Annotated in this window: 17 protein-coding genes and 1 tRNA gene; 5 read left to right on the top strand and 13 right to left on the bottom strand. The window is 41.2% G+C overall.

Annotation, left to right across the window (positions count from 1 at the left end; translation table 11 throughout):
• Positions 1–387: 387 nt before the first annotated feature.
• The 7 genes from B4C48_RS01780 to efp all read right to left on the bottom strand — a co-directional run bounded on the left by B4C48_RS01780 (position 388) and on the right by efp (position 7,625).
• Positions 388–464: transfer RNA gene (locus tag B4C48_RS01780), tRNA-Val, on the bottom strand.
• A 31-nt stretch (positions 465–495) separates the two neighbouring features.
• Positions 496–2,496 carry a DUF3488 and transglutaminase-like domain-containing protein gene (locus B4C48_RS01775; protein WP_291353659.1) on the bottom strand — a complete coding sequence of 667 codons (2,001 nt, stop codon included), beginning with the start codon at positions 2,494–2,496 and terminating at the stop codon, positions 496–498.
• 3 nt (positions 2,497–2,499) lie between these two features.
• Positions 2,500–3,405: a DUF58 domain-containing protein gene (locus B4C48_RS01770; RefSeq protein WP_291353657.1), complete on the bottom strand. Its 906-nt coding sequence runs from the start codon at positions 3,403–3,405 to the stop codon at positions 2,500–2,502.
• Between the two features lie 24 nt (positions 3,406–3,429).
• Positions 3,430–4,392, bottom strand: a complete 963-nt coding sequence (locus B4C48_RS01765; RefSeq protein ID WP_414631492.1) for an AAA family ATPase — start codon at positions 4,390–4,392, stop codon at positions 3,430–3,432.
• A gap of 97 nt (positions 4,393–4,489) precedes the next feature.
• On the bottom strand, positions 4,490–4,792 hold the full coding sequence (locus tag B4C48_RS01760) for a YbdD/YjiX family protein (protein WP_291353651.1): 303 nt from the start codon (positions 4,790–4,792) through the stop codon (positions 4,490–4,492).
• Positions 4,789–6,882, bottom strand: a complete 2,094-nt coding sequence (locus tag B4C48_RS01755; protein WP_291353650.1) for a carbon starvation CstA family protein — start codon at positions 6,880–6,882, stop codon at positions 4,789–4,791. Before B4C48_RS01755 ends, B4C48_RS01760 begins: the two co-directional genes overlap by 4 nt.
• Positions 6,883–7,055: 173 nt before the next feature.
• Positions 7,056–7,625 (bottom strand): elongation factor P, encoded by a 570-nt coding sequence (gene efp, locus B4C48_RS01750; protein ID WP_086175500.1) that lies wholly within the window; start codon positions 7,623–7,625, stop codon positions 7,056–7,058.
• Between the two features lie 70 nt (positions 7,626–7,695).
• On the opposite strand from efp, the gene epmB reads away from it, so the two are divergent.
• Genes epmB through B4C48_RS01735 form a run of 3 tightly spaced genes read left to right on the top strand, consistent with a single transcriptional unit; the run spans position 7,696 to position 12,567 of the window.
• On the top strand, positions 7,696–8,712 hold the full coding sequence (gene epmB / locus B4C48_RS01745) for an EF-P beta-lysylation protein EpmB (protein WP_291353646.1): 1,017 nt from the start codon (positions 7,696–7,698) through the stop codon (positions 8,710–8,712).
• Positions 8,713–8,725: 13 nt separating this feature from the next.
• Positions 8,726–10,471 carry a GTPase gene (locus tag B4C48_RS01740; RefSeq protein ID WP_291353644.1) on the top strand — a complete coding sequence of 582 codons (1,746 nt, stop codon included), beginning with the start codon at positions 8,726–8,728 and terminating at the stop codon, positions 10,469–10,471.
• Positions 10,453–12,567 (top strand): EAL domain-containing protein, encoded by a 2,115-nt coding sequence (locus B4C48_RS01735; RefSeq protein ID WP_291353642.1) that lies wholly within the window; start codon positions 10,453–10,455, stop codon positions 12,565–12,567. Before B4C48_RS01740 ends, B4C48_RS01735 begins: the two co-directional genes overlap by 19 nt.
• A gap of 87 nt (positions 12,568–12,654) precedes the next feature.
• Here B4C48_RS01735 and rpmE read toward each other — a convergent pair whose 3' ends face one another.
• The 4 genes from rpmE to B4C48_RS01715 all read right to left on the bottom strand — a co-directional run bounded on the left by rpmE (position 12,655) and on the right by B4C48_RS01715 (position 17,117).
• Complete coding sequence (rpmE, locus tag B4C48_RS01730; RefSeq protein ID WP_001200845.1) at positions 12,655–12,879, bottom strand: 50S ribosomal protein L31; 225 nt, start codon at positions 12,877–12,879, stop codon at positions 12,655–12,657.
• A 203-nt stretch (positions 12,880–13,082) separates the two neighbouring features.
• Positions 13,083–14,078, bottom strand: coding sequence for a bile acid:sodium symporter family protein (locus B4C48_RS01725; RefSeq protein WP_291352813.1), 996 nt, complete (start codon positions 14,076–14,078; stop codon positions 13,083–13,085).
• Positions 14,079–14,233: 155 nt separating this feature from the next.
• Complete coding sequence (gene gloA, locus B4C48_RS01720) at positions 14,234–14,635, bottom strand: lactoylglutathione lyase (RefSeq protein ID WP_131286799.1); 402 nt, start codon at positions 14,633–14,635, stop codon at positions 14,234–14,236.
• A 331-nt stretch (positions 14,636–14,966) separates the two neighbouring features.
• Positions 14,967–17,117 carry an AmpG family muropeptide MFS transporter gene (locus B4C48_RS01715; RefSeq protein ID WP_291352810.1) on the bottom strand — a complete coding sequence of 717 codons (2,151 nt, stop codon included), beginning with the start codon at positions 17,115–17,117 and terminating at the stop codon, positions 14,967–14,969.
• 182 nt (positions 17,118–17,299) lie between these two features.
• On the opposite strand from B4C48_RS01715, the gene B4C48_RS01710 reads away from it, so the two are divergent.
• Positions 17,300–19,939: a Lon protease family protein gene (locus B4C48_RS01710; RefSeq protein WP_414631491.1), complete on the top strand. Its 2,640-nt coding sequence runs from the start codon at positions 17,300–17,302 to the stop codon at positions 19,937–19,939.
• A 65-nt stretch (positions 19,940–20,004) separates the two neighbouring features.
• Here the strand turns inward: B4C48_RS01710 and grxD are convergent, their stop codons facing one another.
• Complete coding sequence (gene grxD / locus B4C48_RS01705) at positions 20,005–20,346, bottom strand: Grx4 family monothiol glutaredoxin (protein ID WP_086199334.1); 342 nt, start codon at positions 20,344–20,346, stop codon at positions 20,005–20,007.
• Between the two features lie 163 nt (positions 20,347–20,509).
• Between grxD and B4C48_RS01700 the strand changes: the two genes are divergently transcribed.
• On the top strand, positions 20,510–21,721 hold the full coding sequence (locus tag B4C48_RS01700; protein ID WP_291352807.1) for an aspartate aminotransferase family protein: 1,212 nt from the start codon (positions 20,510–20,512) through the stop codon (positions 21,719–21,721).
• 55 nt (positions 21,722–21,776) lie between these two features.
• Here B4C48_RS01700 and B4C48_RS14200 read toward each other — a convergent pair.
• Positions 21,777–21,860: hypothetical protein (locus B4C48_RS14200; protein WP_414631493.1), on the bottom strand; the 84-nt coding region annotated here is incomplete at its 5' end.

The following is a 21,860-nucleotide window of genomic DNA, read 5'->3' as shown; positions in this document are numbered from 1 at the left end:
GATGAGAATCCGCTGAACCTGCTGAGACTCATCAATGGGGAAATGACCCGGGATAGAATTTAAAAGAGAAGGCAGAAACAAGAATGCGGGGGGAACTCTATTTGTCTTGAAAATTGAGTTTTGACCTAAAAGTTTATCAGTACATTTTTATGTGGTTTCAAGAATAGAAATCACATAAATTAAAATTTTTTAAGACGTTTTCTATATCTTTCCGAAACATGCGCATCACCTTGTATCACCAAGTTACAATATTAGACAGTGATACAAGCTTGCAGGCGGTTTAGGGTTCAGAGCAAATCCCCAGAAATAAAAAAACCTCCTAAATTATTAAATTTAGGAGGTTTTTTACTTATACAAATTATAAGAAATCTATATAAAAACTAATCTTGGTAGGTATAAGCAGACTCGAACTGCTGACCTCTACGATGTCAACGTAGCGCTCTAACCAACTGAGCTATACACCTAAGTGCTGTGAATCATATTCATTTTTATTTTTTAAGACAAGTGCTTTCTATTATTTTTTAAAGTATTTGCACAAGTTTTAAGCATTTGTCTAAATTGCTTTATTTGCTCAGGATTTTGCATTAAAGAATATTGCTGTTGCTGATAATGCTGTGCCGTTTGAGCAAATATCTGTTGCTGATCCTGCTCTGCCCGTTCAGCCAAACGTAGCATCCAGCTATAAAACGTTTCTGCAGGTTGCTTGTGCAAGCTGAGCTCCAATTTTTTTGAAAATTGTTGAATGGCGCGATCATAAGCTGAAATTGACTGACTATTTTGATAAAAAATCCAGATAAAATAAATCATCACCACCAGCAGAATACTTAGTAACATGATGATGCTACTGGCATAAGCATTTTTAATCCCCAATTTGGATAACCAGCCTTGCTGCTTTTCAGCATCATAACCCACTACCTTGCTTTGCCATTGATAACTTGCATAGTCACTCCAGATTCGTATGTTTTTCATCACGGCGAATTGGCGGTATTTCCACTTTTGCTCTTTATTTCCCAATATACTGCGATCACTTTCAATATAATTTTGCATTCCCCCATCGATACGCTGTGGCGCAATAATTGCTGTAGGATCAATCCTTTGCCATTGTCCATGCAATCGCACCTCTGTCCAGGCATGTGCATCAAGCTGGCGTACTTCCCAGCTGGCACGATCCGGTGCAAGTTGCCCTCCCTGATATCCCACTACCACACGTGCAGGTATGCCGACATAACGCATCAGCAAAGCAAAACTGGAGGCATAATGCTCACAAAAACCGCGACGTGATTGAAACAGGAATTCATCAATCCGGTTTTCTCCCAGTAATCCCGGATTCAAGGTATAGGCAAAATCATTATTTTTGTACCACTGCAAAATATTATTTACATAGCGTTCAGGTTGCTGTCCGCTTTGCCTAAACATGTCGACTGCAAATTGGCGTGATTGTTCATCTAAACGCTCTGGAATTTTGGTATTGATCTGTTCCAGTAATCCTGTTTTATCTTCTTCTGGCTGAATATTTCCTAACCACTGCAGGGCAATCGGCTGACTCTGCAAAATCTGTCGCACAGGAGTAATACTGCCATCCTGTTTTAATTGATGGCCCTTCTGTAAAGGTCGTGATTGTTCGAGGCCCATAACCCACAGAACATGAGGATCAGCCGCTAAATACTGATAATCAAAACTGGATTTGCTTTTTTTTAAACCTTGAGTTGAAATCGGTTTTTCATTCACCCAGCTGCTGGTCCAGGTTTTCCCATCATACTGGTCTAAAACCATAGCTCGCCAATACAACTCATTGCGGTTGGGTAATTGATTCACATCACCAATAATTCGAAATGCCAGACTGCTCGACTGTGACAACTCGGCAATATCACCTGGCGACATGCTGTCACTCATTCCCGTGACACTTTTTTGTACGGGAATCGGAATCGCCCACAGTGGCGGCAACCGCGGAAAAAACACAAACAGCAAGATAAAAAAAGGCAAAGCCAGAACCAGAAATTTACCTACATGTTTTGCATCACTTTGTAAGGCGCTGGATTGATCTTGCAATTGTCTAAATTCATGGGTCTGTAAACGGTACAGGCCTATCAGACAGCTGAGCAAACACAGCAGCACCATCGACGCCATCCAGATCGACTGGCTATACAAGAATGAACTGGCACTGACAAACATGGCAAAATTAAACAGGATAATTACATCACGTTTATTCTTACTTTCTAGGGCTTTGGCGAATAAAAAAGTCGATAAAATGGCAACGCCGGCTTCTATGCCAATAAACGTTTGATAGTTAAAATAAATTGAAGCCAAGGCAATTAAAGTCAGGACAAAAGTCCACATTCTGGATAAAACCTTGGACTCATCTTTTAAGCTATAAAATAAAAAAAGAATAATCAGGGCAAAAATGAGGCTCAATAGCAGCGGATTAAAAATAAGCTGTGCCATCAGTAGCAATGACAGGGTTATGAGTATCGAGGTTCTAATCTGGGCATGAATCATCATTTAAGCCTGCGCTAAAAGTTTTTTGGCCTGTAACAGCTGATTTTCACCCAGACCTACAGTCAATTCAGCTTGCGGTAAAAACACCGCATATGCACAGTGTATTTGCTCACACTGTTCAATGAGCCCCATCATTAGACTTAATTTTTCTTCATGCTCTGTACTCGGCATATGCTGATAATGAATCTCAATATTGAGCTGCTCATCATGCTGTTCAAATACCTTGATATATAGACCTTGTCCGCGCGCTACCTGCTTCCATGACACAGCCTGCAAGCTATCTCCTGCTTTGAAATTGCGCAGTTCATGAAATTCATCCATATCCGGTTCTAAATTTTGCTGGTGCTGCTTATTTTCTGCAGCATAAAAAGCCGCTCTAGGGGCCACCCATGAGGTTTCTTTTAAATAAAAATAAGTCCAGGCACGTACCAGTCCAAAAGGATACACTGAATACATCTGGATGGTGGGATAATCAAATTGTCCTCTTTTATCAGTAAAAAACGACAGGGTCATGCTTTGCTTCAATTCTGAAATAAATATTTTTTCTAAATGCTGACCGGTTTTAACCCACAAATAACGCGGCTGCCTTTGCGCTTGCTGAAAATGTAATTGTAAATCCAGTTGATGACCCGCCTGCCCGACTTCATTGACTGAAACCTCAAGTTTGAGGCCATGTAACTGCTTAAAGGTTAAATAAAAGCTGATACATAAGATCGCACTGACCAGAAAGCAAAAACCCAAAATCAGGTTATTGGCATAATTCACCCCGACAATGAAGGTCAGCAAAATCAACACCAGATACAAATAACCTTGCTGATAGATAAAAATCAGGATGTCTTTTTGCGAGAGCTGTTTGATTTTTTTAAATTGAAAGCGTTTTGCCAACCATTTTTGCCAAGGCTTGGTCAAAGGTGTAGTCAATTGAGTCACCCTTTAGCTAATATGAACTTGCTGCATCAGCTGCAAGGTTTCTGCTTCGCTCAAGCCAATACGATGCGACACCACAGCAGCAAATACCGCTTGCACATCGTCAGGAGTCACATAGCTGCGCTGCTGTATAAAGGCATGCGCTTGAGCTGCTTTTTTCAAAGCCAATAATCCGCGGGTCGATAAGCCATGACGACTTTTACGGGTCTCGGCCGCCAGATCCAGTAGGTAATCCAGCAATGCATCGGCAATATGGACTTGGGTCACCAGTTGCTGAATCGCCAGAATTTCATATTCGTCAAAAACATGTTGCAATGTGGCAATCAAGGCATAGCGAGAATCTTGCTGTAATAACAGTTTTTCTGCTGAACGCGACGGATAACCCAGCGATAAACGCATTAAAAAACGGTCTAGCTGGGATTCTGGCAAGCTATAGGTTCCGCTCTGGAACAAGGGATTTTGTGTCGCAATCACCCAAAAAGGTTGCGGCAAATCATACCGCACCCCATCAACCGTTACCCGGCCCTCTTCCATGGCTTCCAGTAAAGCACTCTGGGTTTTAGGACTACAGCGGTTAATTTCATCTGCCAGCAAAATTTGGGTGAAAATTGGCCCCAGCTTAAACTCAAACCGGTGCTCTTTTTGATTAAACATATTCACCCCAATCACATCGCTAGCGAGCATGTCATTGGTAAACTGAATACGCTGAAACTTCAATCCGGCAATATGCGACAAGGCACTGGATAAAGTGGTTTTACCGAGTCCTGGCAAATCTTCAAACAACACATGTCCACCGGACAGCAAACAGCACAAAGCCAGTTTGGTCTGGTGTTCCTTATCCAAAATAATGTTATTGATTTGAGCCAAGAATGCCTGAATTTTTGCAGCATAAGATTCCACCTGAAAATTCAGCTCTTGCTGCGCTGGTGTGAGTTCTTGTTTTTGAACTTTATTCATACCCCAAATCACACTCTTTCCTTAATAAAAAACGGTGCATGATTAACATACACCGTTTTTTAATTTTTCCAAACATATCAGAAGATTTACTGACAAATGTGGACTGATCTTAGCAAGGACATTTTTTCATGCCACCGCCCGCACTTGGATAACGTGCATCCACGCAGTAACGGTAGAATGTTTTGGCATCCATTGGAACCAGCTCCGGGTGATTCTTTTGCATATGCTCCAGATAGGTCTGATAATCCGGCACACCCACCATCAAGCGAAAACTTTGCTGTAGACGTTGCCAAATGATCTGAATGGTTTTAATCCCATTTAACATGAAAAACTTTTTCGGCTGAGCCAGCACGGTAAATTTAATGATTTTGCCCAACGCCAGTTTTTGGCGAATTTGATCTTTTAGACTCATTTCACCTCTCCTGCTGGAACTTTGTCACTATAAATAGCTTCTGCTTCTTTCACGCTTGGATTAGGATCTGCCAATGCACGGCGAATAACACCAATGGCAGCAAATACCATCACAATTGCCACAATCATAAAGAAACCGCACAGTACCGCATTAATCTGATTGGAGAATACAATCGTTTGCATTTCAGCAATGTCTTTGGCTGGCTTTAAGATTTCTCCACGTGCAATTGCATCAGAGAATCGGTTGGCTTGTGCCAGGAAACCGATTTTTGGATTTTCATGGAAGATTTTTTGCCAACCTGCAGTCATACAGGTGATAAATAAGAAAATGGTTGGAACAATCGTGATCCAAACATATTTCTCTTTTTTCATTTTGAACAGAATGACCGTACCTAAAATCAGTGCCATAGCAGCCAGCATTTGGTTACCAATACCAAATAAAGGCCATAAGCTGTTAATACCGCCCAGTGGATCCACCACACCTTGATAAACAAAGAAACCCCAACCTGCAACAGCCACGGCGGTTCCCACCAGATTACCAAAGAAATTGTGCGATTGTTTCAACGCAGGAATCACGATACCCACCGTATCCTGAACCATGAAACGGCAAGCACGCGTACCGGCATCTACTGCAGTTAAAATGAATAGCGCTTCAAACAGAATCGCGAAGTGATACCAGAACGCCATCATGGAACGGTTATTGAAAATTTCCGTAATAATGTGTGCCATACCAATCGCAAACGTTGGCGCCCCGCCAGTACGCGAAAGAATCGAGCTTTCACCGACTTCCTGAGCGAGTAAAGTCAATGCTTCAGGCGTTACTACAAAGCCTAGAGTACGCACTGCTTCAGCAGCACTTTCAACCGTGGTGCCTAATACCGCAGCAGGTGCATTAATTGCGAAATACACGCCCGGCTCAAGAATGGTGGCACAAATCATCGCCATGACAGCAACGAAAGACTCCATCAACATACCACCGTAACCTATTACACGAATATCAACTTCATTTTCAATCAGTTTTGGTGTGGTTCCTGAAGAAACTAGAGCGTGGAAACCTGAAATCGCACCACAGGCAATGGTAATAAACAAGAATGGGAACATAGAACCTGCAAATACAGGACCCGTGCCATCAATGAAATGCGTTACAGCAGGCATTTTCATTTCAGGCAATGCCACCATAATACCGACTGCAAGACCGGCAATCACACCAATCTTCAAGAAGGTAGAAAGATAGTCACGTGGCGCAAGCAGTAACCAAACCGGCAAGACTGAAGCCACGAAACCGTAAGTGATTAAACACCAAGTCAGTTGCGTACCTGAAAGGGTAAACATTGGCCCCCAATAAGGATCAGCTGCGACATTGCCACCGTACACAATCGCCAGCATCATCAGCACAAAACCAATGATTGAAACCTCGGCAATTTTCCCTGGACGGATATAACGCATATATACGCCCATAAACAAGGCAATTGGAATAGTTGCTGCAATACTGAACACACCCCATGGACTGTTAGTCAAGGCTTTCACGACTACCAATGCAAGCACTGCAAGAATGATGATCATGACGCCTAATGCACCCAGCATTACAATCACACCCGCAAAGGAACCCAGTTCTTGCTTCGCCATTTCACCGAGTGAACGACCATCACGACGGGTCGAGATAAACAACACCAAGAAGTCCTGAACGGCACCTGCCAGTACAACGCCCACCAGCAACCAGATGGTTCCAGGCAAGTAGCCCATTTGTGCCGCAAGAATAGGCCCAACGAGTGGTCCGGCACCTGCAATGGCGGCAAAGTGGTGTCCAAACAAGACATATTTATTGGTTGGAACATAATCCAAACCATCTGCCAGACGGTGAGCGGGGGTTAAACGTCGTGCATTGAGTTCAAAAACTTTATTGGCAATAAATAAGCTATAGAAGCGATAAGCGATGCTATAGACACAAATGGCAGCTAAAACCAGCCAAACTGCATTGACATGCTCACCTCTGCTGACTGCAAGTATTCCAAATGACACCGCACCTAGAACTGCCACCAGAAGCCACACTATTTTGGAAGTCATTGATAACTTCGGTTGAATTGTTTCCATGTAAAGCCCTCATATCTAATGCATAAATCAGCGTTCATTTTTTATTGTTCGGTATACTGCTGTTTCTTCCCTTGCGACTGTACTCCTCATATTTTGCTTTTCATGTAATACTTTGGCATAAAAAAAGGGATGATTTTCATCATCCCTTTCGATAATAGTCTATTTTAAAACCATTATGCACGTTCTAAATAGTCACCAGTACGAGTGTCTACACGAACGCTTTCTTCTTGCTGTACAAATAATGGTACACGAACAACAGCGCCAGTTTCGAGTTTAGCTGGTTTACCGCCGCCACCCGAAGTATCACCACGTACGCCTGGATCAGTTTCCACGATTTTCAATACTACGAAGTTTGGCGCACTTACTGACAATGGAACACCATTGAACAACATAATTGTACAAAGTTCGTTGGAGTCGTCTTTTAACCATTTTGCAGCATCACCCATCGCTGTTTTATCAGCAGTGATCTGTTCAAAAGTTTCAGGATCCATGAAGTTCCACATTTCACCATCGTTATACAAGTAGTTCATTTCTACTTCTACGATGTCTGCGCCTTCCAGTGTTTCATTGGATTTAAAGGTTTTTTCTAAAACTTTACCTGTTTTAAGGTTACGCAGTTTTACACGGTTAAATGCCTGACCTTTACCAGGTTTTACATATTCATTTTCCATGATTGAACATGGGTTGCCGTCAAGCATTACTTTAAGACCTTGCTTAAAGTCATTTGTAGAATAATTGGCCATGAAAGGCTCGCTCCAAACTTACTAACTTAAATCTATTAATGCTAGACTAGCATTATTTTTAACACGTAGCATGATAAACTATTTGTATCAAGAGCAAAACTGGCAATCTCAACTGAGTGACCTGATTACGGACCCTTTAGAGTTGCTTGAAGCACTTCAGCTCTCGCCTGATCAATTATTATCAGGGGCAATCCTGGCTTCTGAACAGTTTAAGTTGCGTGTTCCGCGTGCGTTCGTCGGAAAAATGAACATTGGCAACCCGCTTGATCCCTTGCTGTTACAAGTATTGCCCCATCATCTGGAACTTGAAGATCATCCCGGTTTTATAACTGATCCTTTAGGTGAAGAACAGGCCAATCAGCAACCCGGTGTACTGCATAAATATAAATCACGTTTTTTACTGACTTTAACTGGTGCTTGTGCCGTTCATTGCCGTTACTGTTTCCGTCGTCATTTTCCCTATCAAGAAAACCTGCCCAAAAATGAAGACTGGTTAAACATTAAACAATATATTGAAAATCAACCCGATATAAATGAAGTCATTTTGAGCGGTGGTGACCCGCTGACCCTGTCAAATCGAAAACTTGCGCTGTGGATTGAACGTCTTGAGTCAATTCCGCAAATTAAATTTTTGAGAATTCATTCACGGGTTCCTGTGGTAATCCCCAACCGTGTCGATGAAGAGCTGATTTCCCTATTAAAAAACAGTAGGCTGCGCATTATTCTAGTGGTACACTCCAATCATGCTGCTGAACTGGACGATTTTACCTGTGCCAAACTTTCAGCGTTGGTTCAACACCAAATTACCGTGCTGAATCAGGCAGTTTTATTAAAAGGGGTTAATAATTCTGCGCAAGTATTAGTGGATTTAAGCTACCGCCTGTTTGAGGCGGGTGTGATGCCATACTATTTACATGTATTAGATAAAGTAAAAGGTGCCCATCATTTTGATCTAAATCCTGAAGAAATTAATCTTATATATAAAGAAGTTTTAGAGAACCTGCCGGGATATTTGGTTCCTAAACTCGTTAGGGAAATAGCGGGCGAAAAAAATAAAACACCGCTTTTTGGAGTTTCAACTTTTTGAGTTAATAATAACGATGCTTATGAGTAATTCAGATATCTTCCAGACACCAACAGAGTTAAAGTTGGATAAATTAAGCTTCTGCCCGACCAATGCGAAGGGGTTACAAGAGTGGGTATCCAATTTATCCATTCTTCAACTGGGAAATTCTTCCAAGGAACTTTTCAATGCATTGCTGGAGATATCAGAACTTAAGTGTCCTGAAATGTTACGTTTTGATTTAATTCAAATTCTGCATCCTACCTTGGATAATGTTTTAGGCAGCCTGGAAAAACATTTTTTTAATCAAGGCCTTATTACCAATGACCGTAGTGACCAGATCATTGAACTAGCGATGCTGCTGCGTAGTCATTTTGCTAAAATTTATATCGATATTTCAAAACGCTGCAACACTCAACTCAGCATACAAAAGTTTTCTCTATTTGCATTCAATCAAAAGAAAAGCTTGCAAACCGCCAGAATCGTGTCTACTTATTATGCTTTGCAGCAATTGTCTTTATTGCTCTATCAACAACACTTGTTATACAGCACGCCTTTATTTGGACAATGGTTAATCGCGCATCAACTGATTGAATGTGCAATTAAAAATAATTTTTATCAAACCAATATTAACCAGATTTTAGATACGCAGCATCCTTTGCAGACCATTACCCAAGCTTATTCACAGCTGGTATTGCTGGAAATTCTAAATACCCATCAAATTCGCCCGTCAGAAATGCAAGGCTTATATTTATGCAGTTTTGACTGGGCAAAACTGGTTCATGTGTTACCTAAAGAAACTACCCTTTCTCGCTATATTGTTGATACCAATAAAGACTATCCGCCTGTTTTTAATATCAATCAATCCAGTTTATATAAGCCAACCATTTATATTTCAACGCAACATTTATTAGATCATCTGTCCGAAACCCAAACCAAAAAGTCGGGTTATTTATCGCGTAATGAAAAGTTATTCCTAACACCGGCATTGCACTTTCATATTCATAATCTGCTTACCACCAATACAGAACGTCGTCATGAGCGTTATGAATATTCTGCACAATTACAAATCTGTTTTAGTCTGTCTGTGGCGCACTTTTACCTGTCCAAGGGCAAAAACTTTCATGAGACTCTGGATTTAGATACCAATTATCAATTCCATAATGAAAGCAGTTTCATCAATTCGATGAATTCAAATATTCCTGCTGAAATCAACACAGCTAAAGTTTTGGATCGCGAAGCCAAACAAATTTATCCAGCAGAAGTTCTAGATATCAGTGTCAATGGTTACAGAATTAAATGGAATGGTGTAGCACCTTCACATTTAAAAACTGGCGAATTTATTTTGATTCAGGAAAATACGCATAGTCCTTGGCGTGGCGGAGTAATTCGCTGGATCAAGCAATCTACGGAAAAAAGTCTGGAAATCGGACTTGAAGTCTTGGCACAAGATTTATTCCCTTGTGCGGTCATGATCAAAACAGATCGTCATAGCAATAATTACCAACCTGCGCTGATTGTTCAGTCCACCCAGCTTGATGAAGAATCAACCAGTCTGATCGTGTCTGGTTCACATATGTTTAGAGAAAAACAAACCATTCATTTACGCTTAGGCCAAGAAGAAATAAAAATTTATTTAACTAAAGCGCAAATCATTACACAGAGTTTTATTCGCTTTGAATTCGAGTTACTCAATGAGCAACAAGAAAGCCTGATCAAAAACTTTATTCATAAGCAAACGAATGAAATCAAGAATCACGATTTATGGGAAGCATTGAAGTGAGAAATCCATTATTGTCTAAAAAGTTAAAACGTACTGAAACACGTTTACTCATTATCGATGATAATCAAATCCGTTTTAACCAGATTCGTGATCTTTTAACATCGAGTGAACATGTGGTACATGCCACCTTGCTTGATGATTTACAAAATTTCGAAAAACAATTACATCACACTTGGGATCTGGTTATTTTTGGTCGTGCTTATGACTTAAAATATGAACAGGCTTTAAGCCTGATTCGCTTATCCAAACAACCCAACTTACCCATGATTTTGCTCAAACCTGAGGATTATCAAGCTGACCAGTATGCAGCATATATTCGTAAAGGAGTTTACGATATTCTGAATCTGGATTATCCAGATCGTTTTTATTTGGGGCTTTTACGTGCACTTTCACTGAGTCGCTTAGTCCTGACTCAACAACATTTAATGGAACAGCTAGAAACAGCTCAAACCCATGCCCAGTCTTTAGTTCAAGAGAGCAATAAAGCCATTGCACTGATTCAAGAAGGCATTCATATTCAGGCAAATCCTGAATATTTGGCACTTTTTGGCCTTAAAGATGAAGAGGATATTGCTGGACTTCCCCTGCTCGATCTCCTTCAGCCTAAAGATTTAAATGATTTTAAATTACGTTTTAAAAAGATTTCTCAAGGTCAGTTCGATTTAGGGCGTTTTGAAATCAATAGCCTGAATAATCAGATATCTATCCCAAACCCGCTTAAAATTGAGTTTTTGCCATCTACGGATGAAGAAGATGCAGTTCAAATTACCGTTGATATTGAATCTTTATCCCCTGGTCAGACGACATCAGCGACAGCGGATGCTCAAAAGCCAAATACCTATCAGTTGATTAATCGTACAATTACTCAACAGCCTTCTGATATTAATGCACTGGTTCTGTTCTCTTTGACTTCCTGCCCTGACAGCATTTTTGAAGGCGATTGGGATACTTTCAAAAATTATTTCAGCCATATCAAGGAATTTTTAAAAGAGCAAACCCATGTACCCTTATTTCAAATGAGTTCTGGGATTTATGTCGCTTTGTTCCAGGCAGAGTCTAAAGCCAAGTTAGAGTCCAAACTTATAGGTCTAAGCTCGCTGAAAAAACCGCAATTATTGTCAATTAATCAAACCTCTTATCCGCTGAATCTCAGAATTGGCTATACGCTATTAGAAACTGAAATACGTGACGAAAAACATTTTGAACAATTTATTGCTTCAGCTTATAAGACCGCTTTACCGGAAAATCAGCCGACTCCAGCACTTGAACTTGAAGCACCTTTAGATCTTCCAAGCATTGAGTTGCAACAACCGAAAATTAAGGCAGTCTCTAGTTCACCTGAAGCAACGTTACTCAGAGCTTTACAACAAAGTTTGGATCGTGGGGAAATTCATCTTAAATATCAGCAACTTTATGACAAGCAAGACACCAATTTATATACTTATGAAGTGACCAGCGGTTTCATTTATGAAAACGCCTGGAAAGATTTGTCCAGTTTGAGAGAACTTGCAGAAGATCCTGAATTATCTATTAAGCTGGATCGCTGGATATTAGTGGAATCATGTAAACAACTGCATAATTTCATTACTCAATATCCTGAAGCAAAATTGATTGTAAATTTGAATAAAGCGGTTCTATTCCACGACCGAACCTTCCCTGAGTTTATTTCCAAACTCATTACCATCATTCGCAGCAAATTAAAACATCCGCTAATTTTACAGTTTTCGGAAGAAGATATTAGTCAAAATATTTCAGATGCCCAAAAGCATATTGCCCAGTTACGTCAATTTGGTGCTGAAGTCGCTCTTCGAGACTTTGGTAATACCATTTATAGCGAATCGATGTTACGTCAACTTGATCTTAATTGTTTAACTTTACATCCAAATTTGACCAAGATGTTGCAGGCAGAGAAATCGACGCAGGAATTACAGGAAAAGCTGAGCTCTTTCCATGAAATTAAACCTGGCGAAATCATGCTACGTGATCTGAATGACATGACCCTTTTCGCAAATGCCTGGAATGTGGATGCACGTTTTATTCAAGGTGACTATTTCCAGAAAAAACTGGATCATTTGATTGATGTACAAGACCAATAGGTCTTGTATACGGTCTGCAATTAAATTCCTCACTAAACAACAGACATAAAAAAACGGGCAAGAAGCCCGTTTTTTTCATTCTGGGTATTAACGTTTGATAGAACGTGACATACCAGCAAAACGTTGTTTGAACTTGTCGATACGGCCGCCAGTGTCCACATTCTTTTGTTTACCAGTATAGAATGGGTGGCATGCTGAACATACGTCTAGGTAAATAGTTTCTTTACCAAGAGCTGAACGAGTTTCAATTACGTTACCACATGAACAAGTAGCAACTAATTTTTCATATTTTGGGTGAATATCGGCGCGCATCGTCGATTACTCCTAAGTTAAGAAAGGCTTATGCTGTCATCGCAATTGATCACTCTCATGATTCATGAGGAAAAAAGCTTCTTCAAAAAAAAGCGAGACCAACACCATAACAGACCATTCTTTTGGCCCACCGAGACGGATACCGTCAGAGCTAAGCACAACAAGTGGGCGTAATTATACGTGAAAAACTAACAGATAGCGAATTATTCTTTACACTCTTCTACAGCATAGTCCTTCTCTGGATGTTTCGACCAATAATTGGCAATGACACCACAGACCATGAGCTGAATCTGATGGAAAATCATAATCGGTAAAACAATCATCCCTAAAGGTTGCCCAATAAACAGAATTTGTGCCATTGGCACCCCACTGGCTAGAGTTTTTTTGGAACTACAGAAAAACATCGCAATCTGGTCTTCCCGGTTAAAACCCAGCCATTTGGGGATGTATAAAGCCAGCAGCATGATGAGGGTTAAAAACACTGAACAAGCCAGAGTCAAAACAAACAAGGTTTCCCAACTGACTACGTCCCATAATCCTGCAACGACTGCCCCGCTAAAAGCACCATATACCACCATCAGAATAGTGCCCTGATCGAATGCTTTGACAATACCGGGCAATTTCAACATATATGGATAAACATAAGGGCGTAATATCTGCCCCAATACAAATGGCACCAGTAACAATAAGGTAATTTGAAGAATTGAGGAGGTAGGATCAAAGCCATGTTGCGACTGACCTAAAATAAAGAAACTGACCAATACCGGGGTAATGAACATCCCGACAATATTGGAAAATGAAGCACTGCACACCGCACTGGCCACATTGCCTTTTGCCACCGAGGTAAATGCAATGGAAGATTGCACGGTTGATGGCAAGAAGCACATGAACAGGAAGCCCCAGTACAACTCTTTTCCTAACAGCGGTAAAAGAATCGGTTTAGCCATTAGCCCTAAAAGCGGAAACAAGGCAAAGGTGAAAGCAAATACCACCACATGAAATTTCCAGTGCATGATGCCCTGCACCACTGCTTCTCTGGACAGTTTTGCACCATGCAAAAAGAATAGAATTGCAATTGCTACCGAGGTGATCACACTAAAAATATCTGCAGCCAAGCCCGATATGGGCAGAATGCTTGCCAAGATCACCATCACAATCAACAAAATAGTAAAGCGATCCAATGCCAATAATTTTAACATTGCTACTTCCTGTAATAATTGAAAATATAAAAAAGCCCAATAAGTGAATTTACCTACTGGTAAAGTTTCATCTTACTGGGCTAAATAAATAAAGCCAGTTTTTCAACTCAATGTTGAATATTTAGTTTATCTATATCACTTTATAAAAAAGTCTATTAGTTATTACGGGCATCTTTATCTTGCTGAATCAGCTCGATTTTATAACCGTCTGGATCTTCAACAAAAGCAATCACGGTAACGCCGCCTTTCATGGGACCTGCTTCACGCACGACATTACCACCGCGCGCCTTGATCTCTTCACAGGCTTTATAGGCATCATCTACTGCAATGGCAATATGACCATAAGCATTACCCAGTTCATAACTTTCTGTGTCCCAGTTATGGGTGAGTTCCAACACAGTATGATTTTCTTCATCACCATAGCCCACAAAGGCTAAAGTGAAACGACCTTCTTCATAATCACGTTTACGAAGCAAAGTCATACCGAGTACTTCAGTATAGAACTTTAAGGATTGTTCTAAATTGCCTACACGTAACATGGTATGCAGCATGCGCATCTTTGATTTTCCTAAGTTATCAATTTTTATAGACACTATAGGGATTTCATGTGGAAAATTCAATTTAGCAATAGGATTATAGAGAGTATTTAATGTCCTACTCCCCTGTGATCTTGACATTTTTAAATCAATATCGGGCTTAGCTGCGTGTGTTGTCTGATAATTATTTACTTTATCGGGCTTAGCTGCGTGTGTTGTCTGATAATTATTTACTTTTACTTAGGCTATTTATAAGATAATTTTGAACTTTTACAGTGTTTTTAGCTAAATAAAAAACCCATTTCCTCCTCAAGAAAAAATAGGTTTTTCATTCAGTTTTTAAAATTTGAGCTTAGCTAGATTGTTGCTGCCCATGTTCACGCAGTAACTTACCTACCCACACCACCAATATTAAAATTGGAATACCAATCAGGGTGGTCATAAGGAAGAAGTTCGGATAACCGATATTGGTCACGATCGTTCCCGAATAGCCACCTAAAATCTTCGGCGTTAAAGTCATGAGTGAACTAAAAATGGCGTATTGCACTGCCGTGAAAGACACACTGGTTAAACTCGACAAAAACGCAATAAATGCGGCGCCTGCCAAACCGGATGCCAGATTATCGACAATAATGGCAAAATATAACCACAGTGAACTATAAGGTTTAATCACCTTGCCGCTAATTTCCACCTCATCAGCCGATTGAATATTGACGGCCGCTAAGGGCTGAACATCAAGATCCAGGCCTTTGGCTACACTTGAGTTCATATCCACAGTATAGCCATGCTGTGTGCTTAAAATGGCTTTGTCGTTATCCATCACTTCAGCCACTAACTGTTTCGAGGCAGAATTTGCCAAGATTGCACCTGGAATAGCTGCGCTAAATACACCTGCTTTATCCAGATTGGCATCAAATTCTTGATTATCCAGACGCAGGACTATTTTTTGCGTTTCAGTTAATGGCTGCCCAAAATACTGTCCTCGCATCACCAAACTGTTTTCTTTTTCATCTGGCGTAATGGCATTATCACTGGTTACCGGCAGAATGTGCATGCCAGTCTGTTGGGCATTTAATTTTAGATATGGTATTTGCGTAGTGACCGGAGCTTGAGCCTCATCCAGGTATTGTACGGCAACCTGTATGTCATTGGCTTGGGCTAACACCTGAGCGGGTACCTTCATTTTCCAGTAACCCACTTCATCCGATTGCACCTGATACTGATGCTGACCTACCGTGACTTGCACATCATGTGTAGGCTGTCCAGATTTGACCAAACCAATAAAGATCAGATTGGTTGAGCTGGCCAACATGGCACCGACAAACATCAATTTCATAATGTTCATACGCTGTGCCAGCAAACCACCCAGAAAACCACCGACCAGACTGAAAATCACCCCGTAAATTTTTACCGCTTCGGCAATCTGCTCTTTGGTGAAGTTTAAATCCTGGTAAAACACATTGGAGATGACCCCGGCAATAATGTCGGAAATACGGTAAAAACCAATTAACAACAACAATACTAAGGCCAGTTTTACACCATAACGCCTAAAGAAATCGGCAATCGGACTGATCCAGGTTTCCACAGCCATTTGCTTATTCACTGCGCCCATTTTTACCAATAATGAGCCCAGTAATACAGCTACAGCAGCAGATCCAACAAAACGTAAGGTTTCAAAGCAGAATAGCAACAACGAATCGGTAATTGCGAATTGTGCTTTCACAGATTCGGTTAAATTTCCAGAAACAATATAACTGACTACGAAGCCAATCACGGCAACAAAAAATACGGCGACCAGACGATAATAATCACTACGCTTATAATCTTTATAAGTACGTTCGACATGCGGTTCACGAATTACTAAAGTGGTGACAATTCCGACCAGCATGACTGCAGCCATGACTAAATATGTAATTTTCCAGGCGCTATAAATATAGTTGCCTTTGGCCGTACCAAGCGAGGCCGCAAGGAACAATGCACCCGCCCCAGCGACAATCATCCCGATGCGATAACCAGCATTATAAGTGGATGCCAGGACGGTCTGCATTTCAGTTTCTGCAAGTTCAATACGATAGGCATCAATCACAATATCCTGAGTTGCAGCCGAGAACCCCAGTAACACGGCTCCTGCTGCCATCTGATATAAATAGCCCTGACCAAGTGCCGGATTTGAAAAAGCCATAATACAGATGGCGCTAATAATTAAAACCTGCGCAATGAGCAACCAGGCCCGACGTCGCCCCAGCTTTTTGGTCAAGACAGGCACCGGCAATTCATCAATTAAAGGCGCCCAGACAAACTTGAATGAATACCCCAGTGCTGCCCAGCTAAAAAAGGTCACTGCACTTTTTTCAATGCCCGCTTCACCCAACCATAAAGACAAACTGGAAAAGATTAAAAGAATGGGAATACCGGCTGAAAAGCCTAAAAACAGCATGACCAGTGCACGACGATCAAGAAAAGCAGTAAAGGCTGATTTCCACCCTGGAGATTGTATTGTCATTGCGTTGTTTTTTCTGCAAAACTGAATGCTGCTATTCAAACGCGTAATAAGTTCAGTTTCAACAATAATTATGAAATCATTATTTTATTTTATCGATAAAAATGACCTGCGCGCTTGAATTTTTCAACTAAACCTGTATACCTTAAATCTCTATTGCAATATTTTAGTTTTGGATTTAAACAGTGCCCCAAAAACTCGATCAAATGAATTCTTCATTATCTGCAACTACTCCAGTGAATCAACCAGACCCTATACAAAGCAGTTTAATTTCAGCATTCGATCAACCGGAAATTCAAAACACCCTGACCCAAACACAGCTTCATCCCAAGCAGCTGACGCATACGCCTAATCTTGAAAAAATTCCTGCGTCAACACGAAGAATAAAGCCGCTGAATGACTTTCTTGGGCAGGATCGCGCGCGTGCCTCTGTTGAAGCAGGCATTGCCTTGCCTTACTCTGGCTATAATATTTTTGCAGTAGGCACAGCAGGCTTAGGTAAACGCACCATGATCAAGCGTTTACTGCGACAACATGCCAAGACCATGCAAACGCCAAATGACTGGGTTTATGTCAACAATTTCAAGTTGCCCCGTCAGCCCATTGCACTTGAACTTCCGCCAGGACAAGCACCTAAATTCCAGACCCTGCTGCATCAAACCTGGCAAACCATTTTAAAACAGCTGGAACGACGCTTTACTGCGGAAACCTATCACAACCGTATTGAAATGATTCGCGAGCAAACCGGCGATGAACAACAATCAGCCTTGGTGGAACTCACCAAAGAAGGTGCAGATTTTGATTTAAAACTGATTTCGCAAGATGATGAACACTGCTTTGTACCGGTTCACCTGAAAGACAATGAATATCAGGAAATGTCCAAAGAAGACATTAATGCCCTGGATAGCAAACAGCGTGCAGAAATTGCATCGAATATTCGCTACATGAATAAAAAATTGGAGCGTTTGGGTTTGCATTTAGGTGATCTGGAAGATGATGCCCGCGATCAGGTTCAACATTTAAACCGCGACATTGCCAAACAGGTGGTGATGCCGCGTATTGATGTTATTCAGAACAAATATCCAGATGTCGATGGCTTGACTGAATATCTGCAATATTATGCTGACGATATTATCAATAATGTAGAAATCATCCTTGAACAGGAAGAAGATGATTTTGCTCCTGGCATTTTTAGTCGTGTGCCTTCACGTTATCAAGCCAATATCATTGTTTCCTATAAGCCAAATAGCGGTGCACCCGTCATTTTTGAAGATTTCCCTACCCACTACAACCTGTTGGGACATGTGGAACAACTCACTCAAAACGGCACCATCACCACCGACTTTACCCTGATTCGTCCAGGTGCACTGCATAAGGCCAACGGCGGTTTTCTGATGCTGGAAGCTGAACAGTTGCTGGAACAGCCTTATGCATGGCAAGGTTTAAAACGTGCCTTGAAATCTGGAAAATTAAAGCTGTCTTCTCTTGAACATATGCTGACCTTAACTGGTAGTATCTCCATAGAACCAGAGGCTATTCCATTAAATATCAAAGTGATCTTGCTTGCAGAACCTGAAATTTATTATGAAATTCTGGAACTGGAACCTGAACTCGGCAGTGTGTTTAAAATTCGTGCAGACTTTACCGACACATTACAACGTAATGACACTAATGAACAAGCCTATATGCAATTGATTGCAGACTATGTTCAGGCCGATAAACTCTTGCCTTTCGACCGTTCTGCGCTGGCTGCATTACTCACCGATTCAAGTCGCCAGGCTGAAGACCAAAGCTCATTGTCATTACATGCCTTAACTTTGGGTGATCTGATCCGCGAAGCACATCATCATGCCGCTCAGGCCGGTGATAAAACCGTTTCAGAAAAGCATATCAATACCGCACTCGATCACCGCAAGTATCGCTTGGGTTATTTACGTGAATTGTACTGGCAAGATTTAACGCGTGGCACGCAGTTAATTGAAACCAAAGGCCATCGTCTAGGTCAGATCAATGCCCTGTCAGTCATTCAATATGCCGATGTCGAATTTGGCTTGCCTTCACGTTTGACTGCATCGGTCTATCAAGGTGGCGGTGACATTCTGGATATCGAACGTAGTGTCGAACTGGGCGGCTCACTGCATGCCAAAGGTGTATTGCTGATGTCGAGTTTCCTGAAAGCGCACTTTGGCCGTGAACAGATGCTACATTTTTCGGCTGCCCTCGCCTTTGAACAAAGTTATGGTCAAATTGATGGTGATAGTGCCACCGTAGCTGAACTTTCCGCACTCATTTCTGCCATCAGCCAGTTACCAATTGATCAGTCCTGGGCCATTACAGGCTCCATGAATCAGTTGGGTCAGGTTCAACCGATTGGCGGTGTGAATGCCAAAATTGAAGGTTTCTATGATGCTTGTAAATTACAAGGCTTGACTGGCAAACAAGGGGTGATTATTCCACGTCAAAATATGGAACATCTAATGTTACGTCATGATGTGATTGATGCTGTAGCCAAAGGTCAGTTCCATATTCATGCCATTGAAACCATTGATCAGGCTTTAGAACTTTTGATGGCACGTCCTGTAGGCACACTGAATAAAAAAGGTCGTTACAGTAAAGGTTCAATTTATGCTGCCGTCATGGAGCAATTAGAATATTGGCAGGCGCTGGAAGATGGTGCCGAACTGGAAGAGGAACCGAAGAAAAAGAAAAAAAAGAAGAAAGACAAGAAAAAAGCCAAAACTGAAATAACACCTGATGAAACGGTAACAGCAACATCCGTTGAAGCCACTGCAAATGATCAGGACAACAGCTCAAAAGATGCCTGACATTTTTTGAGACATTAAAAAAGCGCCTTCAAGGCGCTTTTTTATTACAACATCATCACACTGAATTAAGCTTCAGGTGCCGGGCTGTACTGTTCTACTAAAGGCTTTAACTCACCTTTTTGGAACATATCAAGCATGATATCGCTACCGCCGATTAATTCGCCATTGATCCACAACTGCGGAAATGTAGGCCAATTTGCAATTTGCGGTAAAGTTGCACGAATATCCGGGTTTTCCAAAATGTTTACATAGGCAAATGGACGACCAATTTGACTGAGTGCTTCTACCGCACGTGCAGAGAAACCACATTGTGGAAATTGTGGTGTACCTTTCATGTAAAGTAATACTGCATGTTTAGCAATTTGGTCACGAATTAACGCTTCAGTATCGCGTGCTTGTTCAGTCATTGATAAATCCTCAACTAATCTGCTTCGCATTATACCCAAAACTTAGCAAAACAGTATGTCTAAAGCAATAATTCCATTTTTATTTACATTTGGGCTTTTATTCTGTTCTGGATTTTGCTTATATAAACTTTTATTTTTCCCTCCTAACAGATAAGAGTTAGTCATGAATAACATTACCCTTGCTCCTGTGCAAACTGATCAACCATCTCATTTGATGCCGGTATTTGGCCGTCAGCCGATCAGCTTTGTCCGAGGACGAGGTTCTTATCTTTATACCGAAGATGGCACTGAATATTTAGATGCCTTAACAGGTATTGCAGTATGTGGTCTAGGTCACTCTCATCCTGCTGTAACTGAAGCCATTGTAGAACAGGCCGCTACCCTGATGCATACCAGCAACATTTTTGAAGTGCCGTGGCAAACGGCTGCTGCACAAAAACTTGCTGAAGTTTCAGGTATGGAAGAAATTTTCTTCTCGAATAGTGGTGCAGAATCAAATGAAGGTGCCATTAAAATTGCGCGTAAATTTGGCCATATGCAAGGCATTAAAATCCCAAAGATCATTGTGGCAGATCATTCTTTCCATGGTCGTACTCTGGCGACTCTTTCAGCGACAGGCAATAAAAAAGTTCAGGAAGGTTTCGCACCTTTGGTTGAAGGTTTTATTCGTGTGCCATTTGGCGATATCGAAGCAATTGAAGAAGCTGCAATTCACCATCCAGATATCGTTGCGATTTTAGTTGAACCAATTCAAGGTGAAGGTGGTGTCAACACGGCACCTCAAGGTTTTAGCTACCTTGAAGAAATTCGTCAAATCTGTAATCAGCACAACTGGTTAATGATGCTGGACGAAGTTCAAACCGGTAATGGCCGTACCGGTAAATACTTTGCTTACCAGCACACCAATATTGTGCCAGATGTACTGACCACAGCCAAAGGCTTGGGTAATGGCTTCCCGATTGGTGCGGTGATGACCCAAGGCCGTGGCGTAGGTGTGTTAACTGCCGGTAACCATGGTTCGACTTATAGTGGTACTGCGCTGGGTTCACGTGTAGTTTATACCGTGATTGATACCCTCCAAAAAGAAAACCTGGTTGCAAATGCTGCGAACATGGGCAGTTATATTGTTGATCAATTAACCCAGCAACTGGCTGATCAGAACATTACCGTTCGTGGTTTTGGTCTGATGATCGGGATTGAATTACCAAAAGATTGTGGCGAATTGGTCAATGTTGCACGTGATGAATATCATTTAATTATCAATGTGACGGCAGGTTCTGTGATTCGTTTATTACCGCCACTGAACATTAACCAGCAACAGGCTGATCAATTGATTGAACGTCTGGTTAAAATGATCAAGAATTACTTAGCTTAAGCCTTCGATGCAATTAAAAAAAGCCGCTTATTGCGGCTTTTTTTATACTTAATTATTATGAAGCTGCTTGATAAATTCTTCCGCCGGGCAACTGGCTAAAATATTGTTTTAATGCGTCTAAACAGCGATGAACCTTCAT

The organism is Acinetobacter sp. UBA3106 (assembly GCA_002365595.1).
Taxonomy (GTDB): Bacteria; Pseudomonadota; Gammaproteobacteria; order Pseudomonadales; family Moraxellaceae; genus Acinetobacter.
This window is presented reverse-complemented; position numbering and strand designations above follow the sequence as displayed.